The following is a 24365-nucleotide window of genomic DNA, read 5'->3' on the forward strand; positions in this document are numbered from 1 at the left end:
TGCCATAGGCGGAGGGGGGTAACCTAAATTAATCCTTTTAATTCTTTAGCATCAGTTTCTTTATATTGGACCCAGCAGGCTTCTTGTTTTGCCCATTGCGTTACGTTTCTCTCTCCTGCAGATTCTCTCAAGAAGAAAAGAGTTTTTGAAGCAATAATACGTACTACTTCTTCCCATTTATCTGAAAGGGATTGCTCTTCCCAAACTTTGATTAAGTTTATTTCTTTCCCATATAAATGATGCAGCATGGCAACCGTGTAGTAAACTACATTTGCTTTATATCCTTTTAACTTCATTTCCTCAACTATTTCTTTCACTCTATTATTGATGATGGTACGTGCAATGATTTTTTGATATACAGGTAAAGAAAGATTTTCCGGAGTGCTTACGTCGGACTTCCAAAAGTTCTTATTGAATTCCATAAATTTTTTAAAGGCTTCCTCTCCCCCTTTACTGGACACATGGGGAAATCCTTCCCAAGACATAAAATACTTAGCAATTTCGACTTTTGTAATTACCTTATCTTTCGGATATAATTTCTTAAAATCGTTCTGTTCTTTTCCTCGTTTCCTTCTATTAATATCCACCATATATTGACCCCTAGCCCGTTCAAAATACCATTTACTTTCTGGTTTTCTTCCTTTTAAAGCAGGCATCCACGTGCTTCGGGAGAATTTTTCCAGATCGGACATAAAGCGGGTATTAGCCAGCAAATCAGATTTATTAATTTTATTTTGAGTATTGGCATATTCTGATATTCTAGACACCATCTCGTCTTCTAAAGAATGTTTGTCTTTAGTAATACCTTCGTCCACTTTCAAAATTGTTAATTTAGCCTGTACATAAACATCGCTTAAATCAACTTCTTCTTTATAAGCCTGATGTATAGAAGCGGTCGTTTGGCCGCCATTTACTATCTGCCATCCTGTCAAACCTTTAATCCTGTATAGATTAATCCCGTCTTTAATTCTTTCAATATCTCCAGAACGAGCTATTGTTGAAATACCATTATTATAAGCTACAAACATTTTTTTTTGAGAAGAATCTTTTAAAGTATTACGAATCCCTTTATTTGTTCCTCCTCTTACTTGGAGGAAAGACCTTACATTACGTTCAACGAGCTTCGGCCCCCATACATCATATGCTCTAGCCAGCAATTCCGCAGGGATATAGCCAATGTAACAATCAAAATTACTTGTTGCGTCATTATTCGGTTCAGGAACAAACATCATATCAAATGTATTATTAAAATCTTCCTCGAAATCAATATGATCATTCTGAATACCTTGCTCCGATGTAATGAGCTGATGGACACGATCAATATCCCAAACCTCTGTATTTACATTCTGAATACCAGGTATTGTAATATCTACTGGTTTATTAGCCAGGTAGTACCTATTAGTAATAATAAAGATATTGACCTCTTCCAAATCCTTATGGTTTTCTGCAACTATTTTCACAAGTTCATAATCTTGGAGAGAATGGTCTCTCGAAGATTGAATACTTTTTATATTTGTGATAAACCTCTTTGCCTTTGTTCCTATCTCTGTAATTTCTGCCTTATTAATGGTGAGGATCTCTTCAGCATTTTGATCAAAATCATAGTCAACAACATATAAATCAAGTGTAAGACTCTCTTTATCATACGAATAGGCATTAATGGCAATTTTTTTCGAAGAGTTAATATACGGCGGAATGAGCACTTCCGGCTCTTCTGGCCTCTCCATGAAATTAAGCATTTTCTCAAGAAATGTCCCTTGAATGCTAGCGGTCGCCTTATCTGGACTCTCTATATCTTCTAGAAAATCTTTAAAAAATTCAATTCTTTGTTTGTCCTCTTTCATATTACCCTTCCAATCTGAACTGCTGATATATTACTTCTTTCTCCCTCTCAAACTCCGTGCAATGAGTCAAATCTATACTATAACTCACATTAGATATACCCTTGGGCAAATCTTCTTTTAAAATCCGTGGAAAGTTTTGGCTTGCTTCATAAATTTCAATTTTTTCAACAAAATAATAAGTATCAGCATATTCTTCTTCCTTATACCCTATACTCAAAAGAAGGTCACAAAATTCTCGGGCAATCCGCTCTGATCTATAGGCAATTTTTCCCCTTACCTCTTTTGTAAGATCTTGCAGTGAAATTCCGTGCGTCTTACTTTTCTCTAAATAACAAACATATAAGTATATGGATGAAATGGCCGCACTTAATTTCAGCTGATTTTCATTTGAAATTTTTATAGTCTTCGAAAGCTTGTCTGTAACCGTTTTAATTTCCAGTCCATAAGAAGCCTTTCTAAAATCAATCCTTCCTTTTGTAGGACCATCCCATTGTTCAATTATCAATGGGGGTGAATGCGGGAATTCGTCCAGCCATTCATTAATAAACCATAGTTCCCCAAACAATCCTCTCTGTTCCTCATCTGATAAAAGACGATAGCCTCCTCTAAGAAAGAAATTCTTCCACTTATCCAATACTTGATACACGGAACTGTATATCGTTTGATCATGTTTAGAAGCTTTAACTGTCAAGGTTTCAATCATATCTTGCATCACATTAATAAATATATCAGATCCAGATTCATCCTCTTGTGAAAAAATTAAAAAATAATGATCCTTTAGCATAAAAAGTTTTGCATATTTTTGGATTCGAATAGTCATGCCTCTCCATCTGGGCAGACTATTAACAAGTTTTTCATCAATGGATTTGATACCCAAATCTAAAAATATTTGTCTAGTTAGTTTTCCGGAATCTATACCTGCAAATACTACAGGAGAATCAGTAGTTAAAACACGCAGTTTATAATATTCGGCCTCACTTTGATCAGTCAATTCTTGTATCATTTGATTAAACTCGTCGGATAGGTTAATCACTATATTCTCCTTTTATACGATAGTATTATTTATTTCGTAATTTCCTTTTATTTCTAAATCCGACCCCGGAAATGAAATTCCTATTCCTATAGGTACAAGTACTTCAGAAAAAGGTACATTAATGCTTCTAAAAACATCGACATTCGGATTTAGGGGATAAATCAGTAAGAGCCCTTTTTCTTTCCCTCTTTTTTCCCGCTTAAGCTGTCTGTCTTTAATTCCTTTTATTTCAGATGGCGGGATATCAAGATATTCCTGACTGGGAGTCACAATCGCTCTAATATCAAGAGTCTTTTCCGAAGAAGGCAATGCTTTAACCTTATTTCCGCGGACTACAGCCCTGTTGATAGTGTATCTTCCTATTTTCACAGGTAAATGCCCTTTTTCTGTCCGGTCAGCTACGTCTCCTTCTAAAATAACCACGCTCCATTCTAAAAGTTCTCTGTCTTTATTTACCCTATCAATATAATCAACAATTTTTTTCGAATCAACTTTGTCAGCTCTTGCACTTGTTTTATATGAAATCAAGTATTCTTTGATAATTTCGACATCAACAGCTTTCGAAATAAGATAACTGTTTTTCCTCTTAGTTTTATTGTTCCAGACAAAATCAACTTTTTCTGTCAGCTTTATGGTAGCATTCATATTATTTCTATAAAATTCTTCATCCCTGTCGAACAATCTGGTCTGTTGTAAGGTAGCGCTGTAATCTATATTGGTTAATTCAGCATTCCTCATTTTTAATGGATTTGTTAATGTCATGGTAGGATGGCTCAGCATTTTAACTGCATATTGAGCAGGGGTTTGCTTGAGTTCGGCCAGGCGGTCGAATTCCTGCCTCAGTTCAATCATGGCTATCGCAAGGTGCTCAAAATTGGATGATATTTCACCAGTCGTATAGATCCGGCATAAATCCATGTAGCCTTTACGGAATCCAAACCACCTGCCCATCTGCATTAAAGTATCGTACATCAAAGTGTTCCTGAAATAATAAGTAACCGTTAACCCTTCCAAAGTCAATCCCCGGGAAAGCTTGTCTCCTCCTACAGCTATAACATACAATCCTTTTTCTTTATATTGGTTGTAATCAAGCGCATCCTTGCTGTTTCCGTTAATTTCAAAAACCTGAACCTTTTTAGATACAAGCCTCAATTCTTCATAAATCACGTCCCAGCTGAACACTGGTGTTTCCTCTGGCCAAGCAATGCTGGTTGGGAGTATATCCTCTTCATACAGTGTACGAAATTCATCAATAATATTGCTCTTAGGATTATATTGAAGCTGTTTCGCTATAATGTTATAAGTACTGATAATTCCATCTTTCACACTTGTCTGTACGTCTTTAAACCTAGAAGTATGAATCAGCATGGAATTATGCTGCTCCCGCTGGCCTCTCAAATTTCGGATCGTAATCGAAAGCATGAATGACAAAATGGCTTCTCTCATCTGAGGTGGCACTTCTTCAAATTTATCTGCATCACTTTTCTTCTTAATAGGGGTGAAAACTTCAATATCTTCCTGTTCCAACGTCCGGATTAAACTTGGACGGGGATCTTCGGGATTTTCCTCTACATTAAAAAACTCCTCAGGGCCGCAATATCCCTTTGGCTTGGGAAGCCCGACTAAAAAATCTTTTGGATAAAGATCGTATCCTTCACTCTGCGTTTCCCCGTCCTTATTTATAAGGAGATTTGCAAATGGAGTAGCTGTATAGCCAGCATAAGCTTTTCTCTCAAATATCTCTAATATCTGTCTAATTAAACTGTTAATGGTTTTAGGGTCTTCACTTTTATCTGGATTAGAAGTATCAACAGAAGCTTGATCAGCCTCATCATCTACAATTAAAACTGGAATATCTAAGTTATATAGTTTTATATGATGTATTAATTGATCCCGTAAAGATTCCAGCACGGTTTTATTCTTTTTAACAGCCATAAGGGTTGGCGAATTTAAATTACTCATTCCGCTAAAATCTGTACTGATATCCTTTTCCACTGTTGTCCATGATGAAATGATGTGATTTTGATCATTTGGATATATTTGAGAAACCCCAATCGGATTGCCTTTACCATCAACCCTGCCAATTACTTCATGATTTAACCTCAATTGTGTTTGGGCTCTAAGGTCATTGTGTATGCCTGCTAGCACAATAATTAACTTGTAACCTACATCAAAGGCTTTATTTATCAGTCCTGTAAAATTAGCGGTTTTTCCGGATTGAACATACCCTAGGACCAGGCCTCTTTTATCAAACGGTGCAGAAGATGATGGGTCACCTATGGACTTTAAGACTTCATTCGTTGTATCATCAATTGCTTCGATTGATTCCGCAGGCCAATTCTTAATATCGCTCAAATAATTTCTATATCTCGTCCAGTAAAATGAACCGGCAACACACTGCGGGTTAAACCAGTTTTCATTTTTATCGGTCCTCATCACATAATTCTTTGAAACATTCATGCCGATTTTATATTCTTTATAAATTTCAAGAGACCATTTCTCAAAAGTCTCTTGATCAATAAAACCATATTTTCCTGCTACAGCCTGCTTTGCAATTTCAAGCGACTTTTCTGCAGCATCTTCCTGACTAGAGAATATATTTTTAAATATAAAATAATTTGCATTAAATGTTTGTGTAAATAGAGTCTTGCTATTAGTCTGATTCAATTATGCATGCCTCCATTAATATTTTTCTCATAGTAGTTCGGTTTACACCGTCAAAAGCGGGCTGGGTAAGAAGAGCATTTAATAAATCATCGGTATTGGATGCTGCTTTTATTTCTAATAATGTTTTTGCAAACTGAACAATCAGGGACTTATCTGCATCAGACACCTCTTGAACTGACTCTTCTTCCACTTTTGGAGAATCGATGATGTTGCTTGGAGACCCCAGTTGAACAAATTTTAGATATAAATTTAAAAGTTTTATATTTTTATCATCCAAGTTCTTCAGGAGTTCTGATAAGATAGGATGATTTCTGTTCAGTAAGAATTGAGGTCCTTTGTCCAGACCAGATTGTTCCCATGTATTTAAACTGCCTTTAAAAGCTTGTCTCTGCTGGCTGCCTTGATTTCTAAAGTAATATATATCCCTCGAAGTTTTTCTTGCAATACCTGAGATAGCTGTAAGTCTTTTCATGGCTTCATCAGGCAGATTAATGCCTGATTTCTTAATATCGACCTGCCAATCGGAATCTGCCTCATTCGGGAGATCAATACGAACTCTCGCAAGCTGTGATGCTGCATCTTTAGGAAACATCCCCATCCAGTCACCAAAATATAACAGCCTGTTTTCACGATAAATATACAAACCTTGATGATCACGCCAACCCCTATATCCTCCAGCCTCTTTATATTCTGGTTCGCTTAAATGAGAAGCATGCGGGAGAATAAAATATTGGACCTTAATCCGATGTTCATTTATTTTTAATAGCTGCATTTCTCCTTCTATGGTAAATGGGTTTGTAGTCAAAAAGGGATTCCAAGGGTAAATCTCCATATTATTGATGAACATCTGAACATGATTTTTTTCTAAGATTGAATGAAAAACAAATTCAAGATGTTTATTGATTTTTGATATTTTATTGTAATAACTGTTTTCCTGAATAATCTTGAATTTCCCATATCCCATAAACCGATCCAGTTTATCAATACAAACAATTGTGCCGCTCTCTCCTTCTATTTCACCTAGTTGTTCTTTTACCTCTTTTGGTATTTGTGTAAACAGCTGCCATTCATTACATCCAGAAACATGATCTAAATCCCAGCACCTTTCGTAATACTTCCCATCTTTTTTTGTATAAACACTTAAGCGCTTCCCTAGAGAGAAAGAAGCCGTTTTCAAACCCATTCCGAACCGGCCAAGCTCATTATTAGCTCTCTTCTTTCGAGGATCTTTTGAACCTATATTCATTGCTATCTGCAGCATTTCATCGTCCATTCCAGAACCGTTATCTTTAATTTTTATAATTCCAGTTTCGTATTCAAAATTCAGATGTATTTTTGTTGCACCTGCATCAAGGCTGTTATCTATCAAATCTGATATAGCCGTTCGGGCATTGTAACCGATAGACCTTAGAGCTTGGATAACCGGTGTTGCAGATGGCTGCGTAAGTATGACATTCATTTCTATAAAACTCCGCTTCTATTATATTCTTACAATAATTATACCAAAAATACTTTCCAAAAAATCAATATCCATATATTAAAAGACAGCTCCATATTTCAGGAGCTGCCTTACTTTACTTTATACTTAGAGATTCTAATAATTCTAGTTCTTCTTCAAGAGACACTACAGGTTTATCCCCTAAAACCTCCAGTATTTTCTCAGCTACTGCTCTGGCCATTAGGGGCGGAACGGCATTGCCAACTTGTTGGTATTGTTGATCTTTTGTACCTATAAATTCAAAATCATCCCGGAAGGACTGTAATCTAGCTGCCTCTCTTATACTGATAGCCACTGCATTTTTAGGATGATTCCACATGGATTTCCTTACATTTACTACCGTAGGAGAAGGTTCTTCATAATTTAATCTTAAATATACAGTATTTTGTGTTCTTGATGCATCTGCATAAGACTCTTTTAATTCATCGCTCAAGCTATGGAAGTTTTTCCCGTTTCCATCTTTGATTTTTTGAAATCTTTTCAAACTCAAATCTTTACTGCTTGTATTAATATGGTTCAATAAATTGTTGCCGGCATTTTTTCTGTAATATTTTTGAAGAAGTGTTTTCCCCAATGACACATCATAAACAATCGGCTGTGAAGACACCTCTTTAGCTGGCGGGATTGTTTCTAAATCCAAAATAGCATCTCTAGTGGAAAACTTTGTCCTATAGCCTTCTGGCAATTTAACTTCTTTAGTTTTCATACTAGAATTTTTCACTCCAAGTATCATAAACCTATTTCTTTTCTGAGGCACACCATAATTAGATGCGGTTAATACACCTGCATCTATTTGGTATCCTAATGATTTAAAAATATATTTTAAATAAACCACAATATTATAGGTTTTAACCAAAGCTTCTATTTTAAAGGCATCATCCTCTTTGCCCATATCTCCCGAATAACTAATGGTAAAATCTATTCTCTCATCATTAAGCTCTTTAAAAATTAACAGCCACTTATTGAGCAATAAAAAAGAGTCCAGGTTATTCATATCTTTTTCACTTAAGGGAATCCCATCTAGCAATTTGTGCAGTATATCTTCAACTCTGCTGAATAATCCCTCGGCCCCAATTAAAAGCATTCCCCTAAAGTGTTCTTCATTATTTTTATAGTTTTGTATATGAGTTTTTAAACTTGAAAATTCCTTTTTTTCTTTATCATTTTTAATTAATTCTGCATTTCCATTTTTATGAAAACTTCTGATAATCCCCTTCAGCCTTAACTGAAATCCCTGAGATAGGAAAGGCATGACCTTGATGTTTTCATTCTGCAAGAAATTATACAAGATTTTTTTCATCTCAGCATTATCAGTTTCAATTAAAGTAATGCTTTCTTCGGTCCAAAAAGGGGCAATATCATCCCCAGCTTTATCAAGCAGGTCTTTCATATGTTCTTCTGAACCTAAATAGTATTTAGATAAGTAAACACCGTCTGATTTGGTTATAAAAAACTTATGTTTTGCTGAATCCATGGTTTTTACATTTTCCATAAGAAAAGCCACAGGATTCACCTGCAATATTGCCCGGACATATTCTTTAACTAATTGATTATTACCTGATATCAAATAATTCTTTTGTCTGTTTGCATTTGAGAAACCTTGACATGGCGGACCGCCTATAACTATTATTTGATTCTCATCATGAATTCCTTTTTCTTCTTTAAAGTCTTCGAAATTTATATTAGTGATATCACTCTCGCCAGTATTCTTCGTCCTTATAATTATTTTTTCGTCATGACCATGATTCTTAATATAAGTTTTAACCGCTGCTGCATTTATTTCCACAGCTCCCAATATATCAAATTTCCCAGTCTGAAGAAATCCGTTACTTAGTCCTCCTGCACCAGCAAATAAATCAATAATCTTATATTTGACATCTGAATTGCTCATTAATTGTCCAACTCCTAATTTTAACCAATACACGAACAATAGTTCTCTAATTTTAATTATAACCTTTTTCTTTATATAAAAGCTAATGGTAAAATATAAGGTCGTTTTTATTAAAATAACTGTATATTATCATAATAACTTTTTCAAATGATTCGTAAAGGTTATGAAAAATCATTCCTAATAAGCAGAAAAAATTCAGGGTGAATCTCAACGATACATAGTATAAAACCCAATTTCTGATCCGTATAGTAATTTTTTAGTTTCAGAAGAGGCATCCTTTATAATATACGATGTGAAGTAGAAGAAAAAAACTTCTTATAAATGAAGACTTGAAAATTAATATAAAAGAGGCCTTTAAGCATGATTCCATTAAAATCATGCTCTTTATTTTTAGAGGATTAGGTAGATACAATATAATCCCGCCTGAAACGAGATTTTTTCCCAATGATAGCTTCTGCACCGTCTCTAGAATGGGTAAATGTTTGACTCATAGGGCCCTCGTCGTAAATTTAAAAATCTAATGAATACCCTATGATGAAATTATGTGATTAACCATATTTTTTAAATTATTATGTCTATTAAAGAATTATCTCGACTGCTAAAAAACAAATCCAAACAGTAAAAAATAGATATAAAACTATTAATTATATATTTCATTCTATTATTTTTAAAAGACGTAATAAAGTCTTAAGCTACGTTTCACTTTAAATAAATAATCCCTACAATAGACTATCTATTATCTGTTTTAATTCTTCATATGTACTTAGGTGAGCTATTTTTTTTAGTGAATTTAAAGATATTGTTTTTTGATTAGGAAAATATATATCTAAGTCTTTAGTTAATGTAACGTAAAAATCCCATTGTTTCATATTTAATGGTTCAATTATTTCATGATTTTTTTCTTTTAGTAAACAAAATACATATATATCAGCATTCCGTTTTACGGTCGGATTATATTTATTTGTTGTATAATCATATTCTTTTTTTGCCCCAATACTAAAACTAATGTTTGAATATTTTTCCTTATGCCATGCTTGGATATACGCAGAAGATTTGACCTCAATTTTCATGCCTTTATAAACTAAATCATATGCATCCCATTCAACTCGTAATTGATTTAAACAGCCAAGAGCAGTTCCGATTAAAAACTCGGCAAAAATTCCCCTTAGGTTGTTTGTTAAAATTTTTGAAAATCCCCATTGCCAGAAATCTAAAATAGTATGGTCTGTTCCTAATATTGGAGTTTCTGATTTAAGAGGTTTATCATTATTCATTTATAACCACATCCTTTTATGCACATTTCAGGCAAACTACCAACGTTCCCCAATACATTTTATCTTCCCAATTAAGTTTCATATAAAACTTATCCCATTGGATAACGAGATCCCTTTTATATTTTGCTTCTTGTTATCAATTTTAAAAATCTTCTTCCCATGCTTCTTTTGCATCCAATAACCTTTGTGATAAAAACTCATAAAAGTTATTTGCTGTATTGTAGTCATCAAGTCCCCCTTGTCTATTCCACGCTATTACTGGGCATTCATTATTCTCCATTTTGCTTGTATATAAACAATAAACATATTCTCCAGCATCTTCAATAACTACTAAATCCTTATCCAATCCTAACTCTCTATATCTCTTCGTGTTAACAATAATTGGAGCTCTATTTGACTTAGCCACTCCTAAAATATCAACACCAAATGACCCACCAGAACCATAGGTAGTTAGAAACCACTTATAACTTTCTGGTAATTCCACCCTTAACTCACTTTGGACAACACTGATTTGTCTTTCATCTACTCCACCTGTAAAGTCATCTGCTTCCTTATGTTCATTAATAAAATTTGTTAATTCCTCTTTATTCATTCAGTACTCCCCCTGCCAACATAGTTGGTTGTTAAGATTGTAAGGCAATAGATTAGGATTTGAGACTAATTCTTTTGCCTTCGTAGATTGTTGTGGCTACCAGAAGTTTGTAGCCCTAACGGTGTCTTTTCCATACGCCCTATACAAGTATTAAAACAAAATTCCATAATGTTACTAACGTAATGGGCTATGAATACAAATATAAACGTTTTTATAATATTTCATGCTAAAAAGAAGCAAAAAGCACCCGTTGCCTAAAAGGGAACCAAGTGCTTTCATCTTGTTTTTTAAAATATATCACAATAAATTTAAGTTAAACTTGTTCGTTAGTTTTTGGTTTATTCCCTCTAACTAACAACATTATATTCATCTAAAGTGCTTAAGCAGTAAACAAACTCATCAACATTCTCTATAACAATATATTTTTTTGGTAAACCTAACTTTCTATAACGCTTTGTACTTTCAACTACAGAGGCGTAGTCTGCTCCTTCAACACCAAGTACATCAACTCCACAAATCCCTCCGGAACCAAACTTTTTAACAAATTCTTTATATTCTGGTGGGAAATTTACTTCCAGTATTTTTTCTGTCCTCGCTATGTCATCATCAGAAACTTCTCCAATAAAGTCTCCTTTTTCCATATATTGATTTATCAATTCTAATAGTTCATTATTCATGATTAATCACCTCACTCTAGATTATTAGAACGCCATTTCCAGTACTTCTTTCTGAAGTTGTTGAATTGTTTATCTAGGACTTCATCATTTCTAAAGCTATCACCATTTTTTCAATTACCTACGGTGGGCGACCTTTTGCCGCAAGTTCTCTATTCGAAAGCCTCTTGGCTTTTGGATGGTTTGAAGTATAACGCCAATTGATATTATTTTTCTGATAAACACGTCTTAAAAACTCAATAAATCATAAAAATCCTTGAATGGCAGATATCCAATCAAGGATAAGTTTTTATTACTCCATCATATCAAAAAAGTATTCATTGTCTTCATCAATTTTTTTTATAAAATCATCTAATGAATCAGCAATATTAGTCTCAAAGAAGTGTACAGAGGTCCTTTGAGTATCATTTAAATCAAGTGTTAAATATACACCCTCGTTTACTTCATAAAAAACAAGTTTGTCTGCTTCTTCATATATCCCCTCTAAGTCAGGGTCATACTCAAAGATACCTTCCCTTAGAATAATATCTGCAATAGTATCAGGATCCATTAATCTATTTATTGAATTCTCATTATTGCCTTTTAAAAAACCATAACCAACTTCTAAGTAAAACCTCCTTAGTTCAGGGGGAAATTTAAATCCGAGTCTTTCCTCCGCTTTAATAAGGTCTTTTTCTTTTAATGGAAAAAACTTATGATTACTATTTTTAATATAATCAAATTTAGCCACCATCAATTACCTCCTTGGAAACAATTTTTATTGATGGAGATCCTTTACCATAATGCCTGCCTGATGTTCATCAGGAAATTTGGCAGGATGTATATTAATTGTTCCATTTGCGCTTTATGAATTTTCAATCCTGTTGTTGTCTCTACATTTAATATAATCTAAGTTTATCTGTTTTTTATAGTAGCAGTATGACACCCTTTATATATCATGACAATTAAATAATTAGTTTCTTTTCTATTCTTTTTCATCCATCTTCTGCTTTAAATATTCAGCAATTTCTGTTTGCCCAAATTCTCTAGCATATTCATATGCATCCATATTCTTAATACTCTCTCCCGTATATCTAATTGAAATATCTATTCCTTTTTCAACTAGAAACTCTACTACTTCTTTATGCCCACCATAAATCGCTCCAAATAATGGATTTCTTTTTGCTAAGGTCACATCTAATTCTGCGCCTCTCTCTATTAAATACTTAACTATCTCCAAATGCCCCGCTCCTGCTGCCACTCTTAAAGGAGAAGCATCAAATATATCACCTTTTGTATTGACATCAATTCCTTTATGAATCAGATATTTTACTATTTCAAAATATCCTTTCTTTGCTGCAACATGTAACCACGTACCAAATGGTGTCATTAAATGTAAAGATTCTGGATTATCGCCTATTAAACGCTTTACTTCATTAATATCACCAAGCTTAATAGCATTTCTTATAGTTTTATTTAGACTTTTTTCACCCATAACATTACCTCCTGTATTTCAACTATCTTGTACTAGCTATGTCTCCTAAATCGTCAAAAGCTTCAACAGACATTAATCAATTCACAACCTTCCCCAAAGCATCAATACTATGTTGGGTGCCCAAATAAATCTAAATAAACCAAAAATGGATAGTCCCTTTGATTTTCGAAAGGCTCTATCCACTTCTTCTTATATAAAAACATTTCTTACTTTATTACCAATCTTCTTTTGCCCATTCAAGGCGTTCAATGAAATAGTCTAAAAAATTATCGGCAAGCGTTCGACCATAGCCTTCATGATTATCCCACATTATTACTGGACATTCTCCATTTTTCATTTTATTAGTATCGAGGCAGTAGGCAAATTCATCAATATCCTCTATAACCACCAGTCCATCTATTAAATCATAATACTTTTGATGATCTTTGGTAGCATCTACTACTGCTGGACCCGTAAAACCATATCCAATAATCTCCACACCAAAAAGTCCACCATAACCATAATTTCTTAAAAACCACTTGTAACTTTCCGGTAATGAGACTTGTAATTTTTGTTCAGTTTCTTTTACTTTGTCTTCACTTACTCCACCTGTAAAATCATCACCTTCGCCATACTGCTTAATAAATTCCTTTAAAGCTGAATATATCACCAAAATCACCTACTAATCCTTAGTTTCGTATCGCACGGACAAGTATGAAAAAAACTCTAAGGGAACAATCAAATTAAAAGCATAAATTCAATTCTCATTTTTCTTGAATCTTTCTGGAATTTTATTTTTCCAAATTAGCATGAGTTCTTTAAATTGTTCTGTCTCCATTTCATTTTCATAAGGCTCTTCATATGTAAAAAGATGTTCAAGGACTGTCACATCTTTTTTTATCAGCACACTTGTTGCGTTGAGATGAATCTCAAAATCCTGATATAAACCATTTAAAACATTTTCAACCTTTGTAATATACTCATCTGCTTTTTGCTCAGTAGAAATGTCTTCAATAAAATCAGCGAATAATTTTATTTCATCCGATAATTTTATTCTCAATGTCCCAACATGGTCTCTAAAAAAATCGTATGAATATTTCATACTCAACCTCCATAAAAATCCCTTTGAATTTCAAAAGAGCTATCAGCCGTTCCAACAAAATCCTTATAGCATTATCAATTCATATAAATCCAGCTTTCACCAATCCTCTTCGTCTTCATCCCAATTTTCTTTCGCCTCTACAAGACTTTTGATCAAATAGTCTAGGAAATTATCAGCTGCGATAAAACCATATCCTTCTTGGTTATCCCAAAGAATCACTCGGCATTCTCCATTTTGCATTTTGTTAGTATCGAGACAGTAAGCAAATTCATCAACATTTTCTATAACCACTATCCCGTCAATTAATTTATAATGCTTTTGATAATTTTTAGTGGCATCTACTACTGATGCACCTACTAAGTCATAACCAATTATACCAATACCAAAACTTCCTCCTGAACCATAGTTTTTTTAAAACCACTTGTAACTTTCCAGTAATGAGACCTGTAATTTTTGTTCAGTTTCTTTTACTTTGTCTTCACTTACTCCACCTGTAAAATCATCATCTTCACCATACTGCTTAATAAATTCCTTTAAAGCTGAATATTTCACCAAAATCACCTACTAATCTTGATTTAAAAACTCCTTTTAATTAAGGGTAGCCCCACGAAAAAAGAAACCTTGAATGGTAAATAGCCATTCAAGGTTCTACTAATACGTGTTCTAAATACATTTATTATTCTTCCTTATATGCTAAGGAAATCTCTACTACTTCCTCTGATGATAAATCCTCATCATTCCAAAAAATTAAGTCACTAGGGGCAGGATGAGGAACATTGTCTTCTAAAATTTCTATGTATTCACTTACTTCTTCATCAGACAGGATAGGATTACATATTTTATTTACTAGTTCAACTAATTCCTCTTTAGATAACTTTTTACTCATTTTTTCTGCCTCCCCTTAATACTGCTCTTTCCAAAATTATAAGCAGGGTCTAAAGTATTTAGAATACCACATGCTCATGAGATAACCAGGTACATGGAGGATTCAAGGGTGATATATTCGGCTAGAAGAGAATTGAACTAGTCGGACAATTGCAATCTTAGCTTTATGTAATGTTTTTGAGCTTTTTCGTTTAGATATGGGATTACATAAAGGTATATTATTTTTCTTCCAAAACAAAAGTTAATAGAACCAACTTTTATTGATTGTATCAACTCTTCTTTAAATTTTGGTTACCCCAGTGCTTTATCTAGATCTATAAAACTTAATTCTCTGGTTCTTTGTATCTTTCTGGAATTTTGTTCCTCCATATTAGCATAAGTTCTTTAAATTGTTCAGTTTCCATTTCATTCTCATTTGGCTTATCGAAGATATAAAAGTGGTGAAGAACCGTTGTATCTTTTTTTATCAAGACACTGGTAGCATTCCCTTCTATTTCAAATTCTTCGTATTCACCTTCCATTACTTTGCGAACAATATCAATATACTCATCCACTTCTGTTTCAAATACAATATCTTCAATGAAGTCTGAGAAAAGGTTAATTTCTTGTGGTAGGATTATCCTTAGATATCCTAATGGGTTTCTTGTAAATTCATACGAATATTTCATTAGTTAATTATCTCCCGATATTTAATTTTTATATAAAGGAAATGCAGTAGCTATTGTCCCATCACGGTTTAAGTACATTCCAATATCAATTCCTGATGAAGTTCTGCCAACATATCTATTTCCATCTTTTATTTTGTTTTCAAAAGCCTCGTTAATAGCGTTATTCACCTTCACCCTGTCCCAATCTTTTGGAAAGAAAGTTGACTTTGCAATCTTCATCACTCCATTTATTTCCACCTTAGCTCTATATACTCCGTTGATATCTGGAGTTTCTTCAGTACCTGGAACTATCTTACCACCCATCATACTCTCGTGATGATAACCAACAGCCTTCCCACGTCGATTAATCTCTCCATGATAAACATGCCTCATAGTATCTATAGTAAATTTTTTCCCACCATCTCCACTAACTTCCGACTCCACTTTCGCCATAGAAATTAACTGTTCCTTCAACCCCACACCATTAACCACATTATAAGGTACGCCTCCTGCCAACGACAGTTGGTTTTTAGGATTGTATGGCAATAGGTTAGGGATAGAGATTAGTTCTTTTGCTTTCGTAACGCCTTTTACTGCAGCCGCTTTTGTAGTCGCTACCCCAGTCTTCGTTACGGCTCCTGCGCCTTTTGTTCCGACCACTGATGTGACGACTGTTCCAAGGGCATAGGATACCCAGTGAGCCCGCGAGTAGGCATCGCCATTTACCATGTCCCGTTCATATGAGTCGGAGATGGACTTGGATATATATTTATAGGTTTTTATCGGGTGCATGATTGAGTTTGCCACACCTTCAACCGTTTCCCCGGGATCTGTGACAAAGCCCCAAACTCCTGTCACGAAGTCTTTCCCTACATCATAAAGGCCTACGCCGATTCCTTTTGCGATGTCTGCGGTTTGCTTAGCCGCTTCTAGCTGCATGACATATTGCTGCTGGGTGGGCGCTAAGTTTTCGTACCCGATCTGCTTGGCGATTTTGAGGAACTCATCTGGATCTGTTACATGATCGAGTTGTGCCTTCAAGTCTTTGATCCGGCGATTCTCCGCTTCCTCTTTCTTAACCTTGAGATATTGCGCGGTTTCCTTTTTCCTTACTTCCAGGTTTTTATAGGCTTCACTACTTTTATAAGCTGCTGCATTAAAATAGAGCGGGGATACTACTCCTCCCCTTGTACTGGATACTTTCAATTGCTCCATGAGTGCCGTGACTGCTGCCTGGTCCTCTTCAGATTTAGCGTATTCAGTCGTCCACTTATGATCGATCTCGTTTACTTTGTCTATCGTTTCGGTCCGTTTTGTTTCAGCCTTCTCGATATTTTCAAAGAACGCATCATCGGAAAAGGGCTCTAACTGAATGATATCATCAATTCCAGCCAATATTTTTTTCAAATCATTTTTCTGGGCTGTGACCATTTCCTTGGAATTTCGAGTGGCATTTGTCAGCTCTTCCTCTAAAAAAGGGACGGTAACCACGGTTTCACTAAGGTTCGCTTCGATTGTATCTCCTTGAATTCCACTTAAAAAGGCTACATGCCGATTGATTAGAAGCAGCCAAGAATCCACGACATCGATCTGTGCTTTGTAAAACCCTTTAATGGCCTCTGCACCTTGCCCCTGCAGCTCATCATCCAAATGAACGATACTCTCAAATCCTTTTTTTAATTCCGTGAGCTGTTCTTTTAGGTCCTTATATTGTCCGACACGCGCTTGCATGGCGGAAACTAGTGTTTGAGATTCGTAAATCATCGACATAATGGAAAGTCCTTTCAACTACTTTTCTTATAAAAACTTAGAGATTACAAGATTTCTTATTTATGTAATATTTTTATTGACTGTAAAATTATGGACTAAATATATTTTAGAAGAGTTTCTATATTTATTCAAGAAATGAAGCGGATATCACTAAAAAATTAACCACAAATAACCAGGATTGACCGGCCTCTGGACTCTCTATTCGAAGCAACTCCCTTTTTTTACGACAAATAAAAAAGAATCCACCTTGAAAAAAGATGGATCATATTCTAGCTGTGTTACTGTGTCGATTGCGGAAGCTTAACTTAATAATCATTACCTACCTGTTTCTGCTTCGGCTACCTTTTTGTCACGTTCTAAAAATTCAACGACCACTTTGTCGGTGGCAAATACTAAAAGTAATTTCAAAAACCACCACTTTATCGGGCGACTGGTGACTGTATATGTAAAGGAAGTCTTATTATTATTGATTTTATTTAGTTCATAAAAAGCTGTAATTTCAAACATTTTAGCAAGTGTAAAGCCCACTTTTAGCTTTTTCTCAATAGCTTCATTCAAATATTCTACTGTTTCTATATCATACTCTTCTGTTCGTTTTCCTTCTCTATACTTTTGGCGATATACGCTTCCAACCACTTTTTCCGTTATTTTAACGCGCTTGTGTTCAACTACTTGAGGCATGATTTTTTGCATATTTTCTAAAGAACCATCAAGAAACTTCCAAACCTGTTCAATTGGAGCGTTAATTTCTGTGTCTCTTGTCCATTTTTTCAATGAAAATCACCTCTACCTATATTATGTAAAACAAAATTTACAATTGATAAATCGGTAAATGCCTAGAGGCGCTTTAAACAACTTTTTTTGAATTTAAATGTCTTTCTGTAAATAAATTACTTTATTAAAATGCTCCTTTTTAGTGTTATTCTTGTATAATAGACCAAACTGTTAATTTTCGGGAGAATCCAATGAATTTTATTAATCAAAACATATTAGATAATCTCTTTTATATTTTAGTAAGTATTTTGATTTATTATACTTTATTAGATCATGTCAAAAAGTTAAGTCAGTACCCCAAGACCCTTATCACTGCATGCATGAGCATTCCTATTATATTATGTATGAAGTTTCCTATTTATATAGATGAATACTGTGTCCATGATCTCCGGCAAATTCCTTTTATAATTGGGACACTTTATGGTGGTTGGCCTGTAGGGGCTGCCCTGTTAGTCATAATATTAACTCTTAGGTTTGCTTTTTATGGTTTCAATTCCCTTACGTTAATTGTTTATTTGGTTATATTTATAATAACGGCTCTATTTTCTTCAAAATTCAATACTTTTAATAGAAAAAATAAGCTAAATAGCTCCATTCTATTAATTTTGTTTCTAGGAATTCTAACCAGCCTTATTTCACTCGTTATGTCTGACTTTTTTCAAATAACGGAGGCGTATGTATTTTACTTTATTATCCTCCCTCCTTTCATTATCGGTTTGGCTGTGTATATCATGGAAGTTTTAAAAGATGCGATTTTAATCCGAACACAAATGATAAGGCTTGAAAAAATGGAGGTAGTCAGTCAGCTTGCTGCAAGCATTTCACATGAAGTTAGAAACCCTTTAACAGTTGTGAAAGGATTTGTTCAACTGCTAAAGGCTCCTGATCTAACTCAAGATGTAAAAGAAGAATATATACAGCATGTTGTTAGAGAGCTTAATAGTGCAGAATCCATTATTTGTGAATACTTAGCATTTGCAAAGCCTGCAATTGAAAAAGTGGATAATATTTCAATTAACCGTGAAATAGGATATGTAATTGAAATGATAAAACCATTGGCTAGCATGAATTTAATTACTATTTCTGAACAGTTGACTCCAGGCATTACGCGGGGGAATATTCAACATTTCAAGCAATGCTTCCTAAACCTAATTAAAAATGGTATAGAGGCAATGCCAAACGGCGGGGAACTTAGTGTTGTTTCCTTTGTAAATAATTTCGACATCATTATCGAAATAAGTGACAATGGAGTAGGAATGAACAAGGAACAAATAAGTCGTTTTGGCGAACCTTATTACAGTTCCAAAGAAAAAGGAACAGGGTTAGGATCAATGGTAGCTGTTAAGACCATCCAAACGATGAATGGAACACTTCATATAAATAGCCTTTTGAATAAGGGCACAACGATTTCAGTAACACTTCCCGTTTATCAAGAAGATTATTCTGGAAAATAATAAACAAAGTCCGCCGTAAATGGCGGACTTTTAGTTTGTAGACAAACTCGATAATATTATTGAACTTAATTACAGATATGGGTAAAGAGATAGTTGTTGCTGTAGCAACCAGTCTTATCCTGTCTGCGTTCGCCAAGAAACGGAAAAAGAACCACTCATCCCTCCAAGATGGCAATGGTTCTTCTTCTGATTAAGAGCTATTAGATGTGACAACAACTCTTGCAGTTGTCACCCTCATGTTAGCTTATTGGGGTGTTTTTAGTTAATGATAATATTCATTAAGCTAAATTTTGCTTACGGAATCCATATCTATATAAACCTAAAAGGAAAGGATACATTATGGCAAGTGTGAAAGCTGCAACAAAAATTATTCCTCCTACTCCAAGTTCTGGATCACTAAGTACATCCAACATTATATATACTGGCATTTCAATTACAGTAATTATAAATATGAATTTCCAGAATGACTTTGATAATAACTGCTTCTTATATACATAACCGTATAATCCAATTGTGGAGATAATGCTAATAACCGTATCCGTAGTTTCTAACACTGGACCATTAACCGTTTCTACAAACATTGAAGCTATTGATATAGCTATCACTGCCCAAAAATAAACTTTCCAGAACATTTTTGCACTTCCCTCTTCTTCCATCTTCTGTGGTAATTAAAATATTTTTTATTTAAATTTAACCGGTCATAATAGTCTTTCAAGAATTTCTCTGCATCCATATAGATTGTTCTCTTAGACTTCTCACCTTAAACTCAATTGGCCTTTGGCTAGTCCAAGCAACCCTAAAAGCGCTATTATCATTCCGAAATTATCCATTAATAGTATAACAAACCATTCTAGTAAAATGTTCTTATACCAAAAATATTTTTATGTAACTAATCTATGAATCTTCATTCAATTTTCCTACGTTAAAAAAACCTTGGCGTTTTTTCCCCTTCCAAAAACAAAGATAATATGACCTAATTGGCTACTGGAAGGCTAGAGGACTCGACCATTTCTAGGAGAACCCCTTTTGTATACAAACAGAAGTCCGCCATTTCGGCGGACTTTTTTTCAATTGAGTGCTGTCAAATTCACTTTTTCTGTTCAAGGCATTGATAAACCGCCATCATATCTCGTTTGTTCAATTCACGAATTCGGGCGAAAATGGGGATATCGGCAACGGCCTCGGTACGTTCACTTTCAGCCACGGCATCGCTTACTTTCCCTGTCAGCCATGTTTGCACGTCGATGCTATCTACGATTGCTTTACGCCCTTCATCATTGATGCCACTGGCATGACAGCTCACACAGGGTATCGTTAATTTATACACACCGTCATGGATGTTATCTTCTGTAATGACTTTCTTCCCATTACAGAATGGACATTTATGAATTGCTTTAATTTTATTGATTTGGGTAACGATTTTTTTGTAGCCAAATGCTTCATAGACATAGGTTAGTTTTTTGTATTTGCCATTGGTGAAGTATTTATCAATAATGGTTTCTCTTGTTTCGTTAATATTGGCAAAGTCACAGATGGTGATCTGGTTTTTGCTGCTGATTGCTTCAATATTGCCTTTAATGCTGTCCCAGAATGGTTGGGTATTTTGAAGTACCACTTCATAGCCGACAAAGCTTGCTAGTTCGAGCTCTAGCATTTTCAATGCCGCTTTTGTTTCACGTGGAAGGAATGAGACATCATCAGTGAGTGCGATATCGCCGCCCACAATTGCTTTTAGTTTTTCCAGTTCTGGCAGCTTCCCTGCAATTTTGATGACTTGATCAATTGGCTGTTGGATGATCTCGCGAATGTCCGTATCACCAAACATCAGCTTTTTATGATGTTTGAGAACCGTTCCTTGACAGACTGGACAGTCGATCATTTCTTTTGTTTCTTTCATCTGCTCTTTAATGATTGATTTCGATACGAAGATATAACGGCCAATGATGAAATTGAATCCTTCCCATGTTCTTGATGCCTTGCCTGCTTTATCATAAAAGGACTTTTCCCAATACCCATATAAGAAGGTATGCTTTTCGGCATCTGTCATCTCATTATAGCTTTTACTAATGTCGTGACCGAGTTCATTCTTGATCTCATCAAACAGGAATTGCAGTTTTGGATACTGATAATATTTTAATACTTCCATCACGTCCGGATGTAATAAGCCATCCCAGAATGGCACGTTTTTGTCTTGTATGACGACATCGAAATCGAATTTTTCAATGACCCGGCGTCCCGAACAGCTTGGACAATGATTTTCTGCATAATAGAAATCGAAGCTTCTTGTATCCTTATTGGTCGGATGTGCAGCCACTATATGATTAATCATTCCGCCCAATTCATAAAGAAACGTATATTGACTATACAAATGCCGTTCAAGATCGATGGCGATGACAGGTGCAATCGTGTCGGACTCGTACTCCCCATAAATCACGCGAGCGATTGGTGATAAGCTTTTTAAAATGCCGCCCTTATAGACGTTCTCTGCGTTTTTAAAATAGTCCAGATGATTTTCTTGTAAGTAATTGATGCCATTTTTTGACCGAAGTGTGGAAGTGATTTGCAATGGCTCCACTCGATTTCCACTGTCTTTGTGACGATAATGATCATCATGACTGACAACATCAAGATGTTGGACAGGTTCAAGCTGTCTTTTACCAAAATCCACGATATAATCCGAGCTATCCAGCATATAGCCATTATGTTCAATCATGATGATGGAGACCGATTCATCCTCCAGAATGACCCTGACACTATCGATGAATTGGTTTAAAATATTTTGCGATAACCCTTTTGAAGGCTCGTCAAAAATGAACAGCGTGTGCGGGTTTCTTGTCTTCGCAAAAAGCTCGGAAACTAAGTGGACACATTGAAATTCACCCGTCGATAGTGTTTGTGTTTTTCTTTCTAACGTCAAATAACCAAGCCCAAGTTTGATCAATAAACTCAAGCGTTTATGTGCGATGTCTTCAGATGGCAATTCCTCGATGATATCTTCGATTGAACGCTGAAAAATATCATCAATTTCATCACTGTATTTGGTGAGCTTCTTTTTAATATCAAGAAACGTCGCAACGGTTGACCGGCTGGTGATCGATTTGTTTCGGTCCTGCCCGACCATTACAAGCTTATCCTTTGGATATCGCTTCTGAAAATCCTTGGAGATACATTCATTGACAAGTGTAGATTTACCGCAGCCTGACTCACCCGTAAAGGTAACGAGCCTATTCTTGGGAATCCGGATTTCCTTCATTTGAATATTACGGCAGTAAAGATCCTGAAATTGATAGTATTCCGTTGGCGCTGCTTCATTTCGTTCCCAGTTGATTGGTTTAGGCCGCGGTGATTCCTCAACGATTTTCCCGCCATATTTCCCGCTGCCAGGTCCAAAGAACAATTGTTCATCTGTGCTATCTAACACCGTGTCTGAGTGATCAATGAGCCAAATTTGATTTTTATAACCTAATTGCTTAATCTGTTCCAAAATTTTCAAAAGGGTTTGATGATCAAGACCGACGGATATTTCATCGATGATGATCACGGTATTTTCACTTGTTGCCATGAATTCGGCCAAATAAAGCCGTGTTAATTCTCCCCCTGATACTGTCCCCATAATACGATTTAAGCCTAAATATCCAATATTCATATTGATTATATTTTGGAGAATATGCTGTTTAGCTTCACTAATATGTAATGTCTCTGCAAGTGAAAGGATCGTTTCGATGCTTAAGTTGTTTATATCGGAAATAGTATGCGGGCGATCTAATAAATCAATCGTATATTGCTCGACTTCTTGATTGTAGCGCTTCCCCTCACACTTTGGACATTCGACATTTTTCGTCGTACCGCGTCCTTTACAAGTGGGGCACCAGCCTAAGGCATTATTAAAGGAAAAAACTTCTGGAGAAAGATTGAATTTTTCAGCAAGACAAACACGAATCTCTTTAAACACACCAGTATGTGTGCCAATGGTTGAACGGGGATTGGCTGAAATGGATGATTTGCCGAGAAAAAGGACCAACGGCATTTCTTCCATCTTGATGGCGCTGAAGTTGGTTTCCATAATATTAGGAAATAAATACTGATATTCAGACTTGGGCAATAAGGAAACGAGACGCTTCTTGGATTCTTCCCCAATGGTTTGGCAAAAAGTCGTCTTCCCGGAACCGGATAATCCAGCAATTCCTAATGATTGATCGTCTAACAGTACTGCATCTAAATGGTTTATATTGTTCGCTATTAATTGATTTATTTTCATATGTAACTCCTCTCCATTTTATTAAGCTCAGTCTTTCATATTAGCATAGCGACAAATGTATTTGGTATTTTTTTAACGATAGCTCCATTCTGCTATTCTTTCACATTTCTCTGCTCCAAAAACGTATGATTCATCGACAAAAATCGTGGGCTTAGTTTTGGATATTTTTAAAATTCTCTGCAGATTGAGCCTTTTTATAGAATATAAAAGCCCCTCTCGATTAAAAGAAGGGCATTCATTACGAAGTATGACCATATTTTTGCCCAATGCACTTATTTTGTATTGGACTTTTTTGCCTTGTTTTCAAGCTCGCTTTTTGGCTCAGTGGAGAATTCCACATCTTTTCCATGTCCCTGCGGGTTAACACTTGGTGCGATTCGACCTCGTCCTGTCTTTTTGCTCATTTGCTTCACCTCCAAGTATATTATGTCCGAACTGCTCTAAATTAAAAACGAGTCCTTCTTTGTAATCCGTAATTCCACTGCTCCTTATCTGTTTATGCAATAAAAGATATAGAGTAAAATTGGTCCTTTATCATATGTTATAATA

The 24365-nt window shown here is 35.1% G+C and carries 20 protein-coding genes and 2 pseudogenes; 1 reads left to right on the forward strand and 21 read right to left on the reverse strand.

Annotated elements, in window-relative coordinates; all coding sequences use genetic code 11:
* Positions 1-23: 23 nt before the first annotated feature.
* The 18 genes and pseudogenes from UP17_RS20030 to UP17_RS20110 all read right to left on the reverse strand — a co-directional run bounded on the left by UP17_RS20030 (position 24) and on the right by UP17_RS20110 (position 18104).
* Positions 24-1844 carry an AIPR family protein gene (locus tag UP17_RS20030; RefSeq protein ID WP_061464692.1) on the reverse strand — a complete coding sequence of 607 codons (1821 nt, stop codon included), beginning with the start codon at positions 1842-1844 and terminating at the stop codon, positions 24-26.
* A gap of 1 nt (position 1845) precedes the next feature.
* A complete protein-coding gene (locus UP17_RS20035; protein ID WP_061464695.1) occupies positions 1846-2877 on the reverse strand; it encodes a PD-(D/E)XK motif protein in 1032 nt (343 codons plus the stop codon).
* A gap of 12 nt (positions 2878-2889) precedes the next feature.
* Positions 2890-5544 carry a Z1 domain-containing protein gene (locus UP17_RS20040; RefSeq protein WP_061464697.1) on the reverse strand — a complete coding sequence of 885 codons (2655 nt, stop codon included), beginning with the start codon at positions 5542-5544 and terminating at the stop codon, positions 2890-2892.
* Complete coding sequence (locus UP17_RS20045) at positions 5531-7003, reverse strand: ATP-binding protein (RefSeq protein ID WP_061464700.1); 1473 nt, start codon at positions 7001-7003, stop codon at positions 5531-5533. Before UP17_RS20045 ends, UP17_RS20040 begins: the two co-directional genes overlap by 14 nt.
* A 115-nt stretch (positions 7004-7118) precedes the next feature.
* Complete coding sequence (locus tag UP17_RS20050) at positions 7119-8933, reverse strand: DNA cytosine methyltransferase (RefSeq protein WP_061464702.1); 1815 nt, start codon at positions 8931-8933, stop codon at positions 7119-7121.
* Positions 8934-9652: 719 nt separating this feature from the next.
* Complete coding sequence (locus tag UP17_RS20055) at positions 9653-10207, reverse strand: hypothetical protein (protein WP_061464704.1); 555 nt, start codon at positions 10205-10207, stop codon at positions 9653-9655.
* A 142-nt stretch (positions 10208-10349) separates the two neighbouring features.
* Positions 10350-10799: an SMI1/KNR4 family protein gene (locus tag UP17_RS20060; RefSeq protein WP_061464706.1), complete on the reverse strand. Its 450-nt coding sequence runs from the start codon at positions 10797-10799 to the stop codon at positions 10350-10352.
* 347 nt (positions 10800-11146) lie between these two features.
* A complete protein-coding gene (locus UP17_RS20065; RefSeq protein ID WP_061464708.1) occupies positions 11147-11476 on the reverse strand; it encodes an SMI1/KNR4 family protein in 330 nt (109 codons plus the stop codon).
* An 11-nt stretch (positions 11477-11487) separates the two neighbouring features.
* Positions 11488-11541: pseudogene (locus UP17_RS29600) on the reverse strand (hypothetical protein); the annotation flags it as partial.
* 224 nt (positions 11542-11765) lie between these two features.
* Positions 11766-12203: an SMI1/KNR4 family protein gene (locus UP17_RS20070; RefSeq protein WP_061466193.1), complete on the reverse strand. Its 438-nt coding sequence runs from the start codon at positions 12201-12203 to the stop codon at positions 11766-11768.
* Between the two features lie 234 nt (positions 12204-12437).
* Complete coding sequence (locus UP17_RS20075) at positions 12438-12947, reverse strand: ankyrin repeat domain-containing protein (protein WP_061464710.1); 510 nt, start codon at positions 12945-12947, stop codon at positions 12438-12440.
* A 214-nt stretch (positions 12948-13161) separates the two neighbouring features.
* The gene (locus UP17_RS20080) at positions 13162-13596 is read right to left on the reverse strand and encodes an SMI1/KNR4 family protein (RefSeq protein ID WP_061464712.1); all 435 of its coding nucleotides are present in this window, start codon (positions 13594-13596) and stop codon (positions 13162-13164) included.
* An 87-nt stretch (positions 13597-13683) separates the two neighbouring features.
* Positions 13684-14028, reverse strand: coding sequence for a hypothetical protein (locus UP17_RS20085; RefSeq protein ID WP_061464713.1), 345 nt, complete (start codon positions 14026-14028; stop codon positions 13684-13686).
* Between the two features lie 96 nt (positions 14029-14124).
* Positions 14125-14580, reverse strand: a pseudogene (locus tag UP17_RS20090) (SMI1/KNR4 family protein).
* A gap of 124 nt (positions 14581-14704) precedes the next feature.
* On the reverse strand, positions 14705-14914 hold the full coding sequence (locus UP17_RS20095) for a bacteriocin immunity protein (RefSeq protein WP_061464715.1): 210 nt from the start codon (positions 14912-14914) through the stop codon (positions 14705-14707).
* A 322-nt stretch (positions 14915-15236) separates the two neighbouring features.
* Positions 15237-15581: a hypothetical protein gene (locus tag UP17_RS20100; protein WP_061464718.1), complete on the reverse strand. Its 345-nt coding sequence runs from the start codon at positions 15579-15581 to the stop codon at positions 15237-15239.
* A 21-nt stretch (positions 15582-15602) separates the two neighbouring features.
* Positions 15603-17330 carry a T7SS effector LXG polymorphic toxin gene (locus tag UP17_RS20105; protein ID WP_061464719.1) on the reverse strand — a complete coding sequence of 576 codons (1728 nt, stop codon included), beginning with the start codon at positions 17328-17330 and terminating at the stop codon, positions 15603-15605.
* 315 nt (positions 17331-17645) lie between these two features.
* The gene (locus UP17_RS20110; RefSeq protein WP_061464721.1) at positions 17646-18104 is read right to left on the reverse strand and encodes an SRPBCC family protein; all 459 of its coding nucleotides are present in this window, start codon (positions 18102-18104) and stop codon (positions 17646-17648) included.
* A gap of 191 nt (positions 18105-18295) precedes the next feature.
* Here UP17_RS20110 and UP17_RS20115 point away from each other — a divergent pair, with 191 nt between their 5' ends.
* Complete coding sequence (locus UP17_RS20115) at positions 18296-19558, forward strand: ATP-binding protein (protein ID WP_061464723.1); 1263 nt, start codon at positions 18296-18298, stop codon at positions 19556-19558.
* A gap of 278 nt (positions 19559-19836) precedes the next feature.
* Here the strand turns inward: UP17_RS20115 and UP17_RS20120 are convergent, their stop codons facing one another.
* The 3 genes from UP17_RS20120 to sspL form a co-directional block, all read right to left on the reverse strand.
* The gene (locus UP17_RS20120; RefSeq protein ID WP_061464725.1) at positions 19837-20190 is read right to left on the reverse strand and encodes a hypothetical protein; all 354 of its coding nucleotides are present in this window, start codon (positions 20188-20190) and stop codon (positions 19837-19839) included.
* Positions 20191-20645: 455 nt separating this feature from the next.
* Positions 20646-23816 carry an ATP-binding cassette domain-containing protein gene (locus UP17_RS20125; RefSeq protein ID WP_061464727.1) on the reverse strand — a complete coding sequence of 1057 codons (3171 nt, stop codon included), beginning with the start codon at positions 23814-23816 and terminating at the stop codon, positions 20646-20648.
* Between the two features lie 272 nt (positions 23817-24088).
* Entirely contained in the window at positions 24089-24220 is a 132-nt protein-coding gene (gene sspL, locus UP17_RS20130) for a small, acid-soluble spore protein L (protein ID WP_061464729.1), read from the reverse strand.
* Between the last annotated feature and the right edge of the window lie 145 nt (positions 24221-24365).

Origin of the sequence: Peribacillus simplex (assembly GCF_001578185.1) — a bacterium.
GTDB lineage: Bacteria > Bacillota > Bacilli > Bacillales > DSM-1321 > Peribacillus > Peribacillus simplex_A.

Bases quoted from the DNA above. Each gene is read 5' to 3' on its own strand.
- UP17_RS20030 (WP_061464692.1), bottom strand. From the start codon at position 1,844: ATGAAAGAGGACAAACAAAGAATTGAATTTTTTAAAGATTTTCTAGAA.
- UP17_RS20045 (WP_061464700.1), bottom strand. From the start codon at position 7,003: ATGAATGTCATACTTACGCAGCCATCTGCAACACCGGTTATCCAAGCT.
- UP17_RS20050 (WP_061464702.1), bottom strand. From the start codon at position 8,933: ATGAGCAATTCAGATGTCAAATATAAGATTATTGATTTATTTGCTGGT.
- UP17_RS20055 (WP_061464704.1), bottom strand. From the start codon at position 10,207: ATGAATAATGATAAACCTCTTAAATCAGAAACTCCAATATTAGGAACA.
- UP17_RS20060 (WP_061464706.1), bottom strand. From the start codon at position 10,799: ATGAATAAAGAGGAATTAACAAATTTTATTAATGAACATAAGGAAGCA.
- UP17_RS20065 (WP_061464708.1), bottom strand. From the start codon at position 11,476: ATGAATAATGAACTATTAGAATTGATAAATCAATATATGGAAAAAGGA.
- UP17_RS20075 (WP_061464710.1), bottom strand. From the start codon at position 12,947: ATGGGTGAAAAAAGTCTAAATAAAACTATAAGAAATGCTATTAAGCTT.
- UP17_RS20085 (WP_061464713.1), bottom strand. From the start codon at position 14,028: ATGAAATATTCATACGATTTTTTTAGAGACCATGTTGGGACATTGAGA.
- UP17_RS20095 (WP_061464715.1), bottom strand. From the start codon at position 14,914: ATGAGTAAAAAGTTATCTAAAGAGGAATTAGTTGAACTAGTAAATAAA.
- UP17_RS20100 (WP_061464718.1), bottom strand. From the start codon at position 15,581: ATGAAATATTCGTATGAATTTACAAGAAACCCATTAGGATATCTAAGG.
- UP17_RS20105 (WP_061464719.1), bottom strand. From the start codon at position 17,330: ATGTCGATGATTTACGAATCTCAAACACTAGTTTCCGCCATGCAAGCG.
- UP17_RS20115 (WP_061464723.1), top strand. From the start codon at position 18,296: ATGAATTTTATTAATCAAAACATATTAGATAATCTCTTTTATATTTTA.
- UP17_RS20120 (WP_061464725.1), bottom strand. From the start codon at position 20,190: ATGTTCTGGAAAGTTTATTTTTGGGCAGTGATAGCTATATCAATAGCT.
- UP17_RS20125 (WP_061464727.1), bottom strand. From the start codon at position 23,816: ATGAAAATAAATCAATTAATAGCGAACAATATAAACCATTTAGATGCA.
- sspL (WP_061464729.1), bottom strand. From the start codon at position 24,220: ATGAGCAAAAAGACAGGACGAGGTCGAATCGCACCAAGTGTTAACCCG.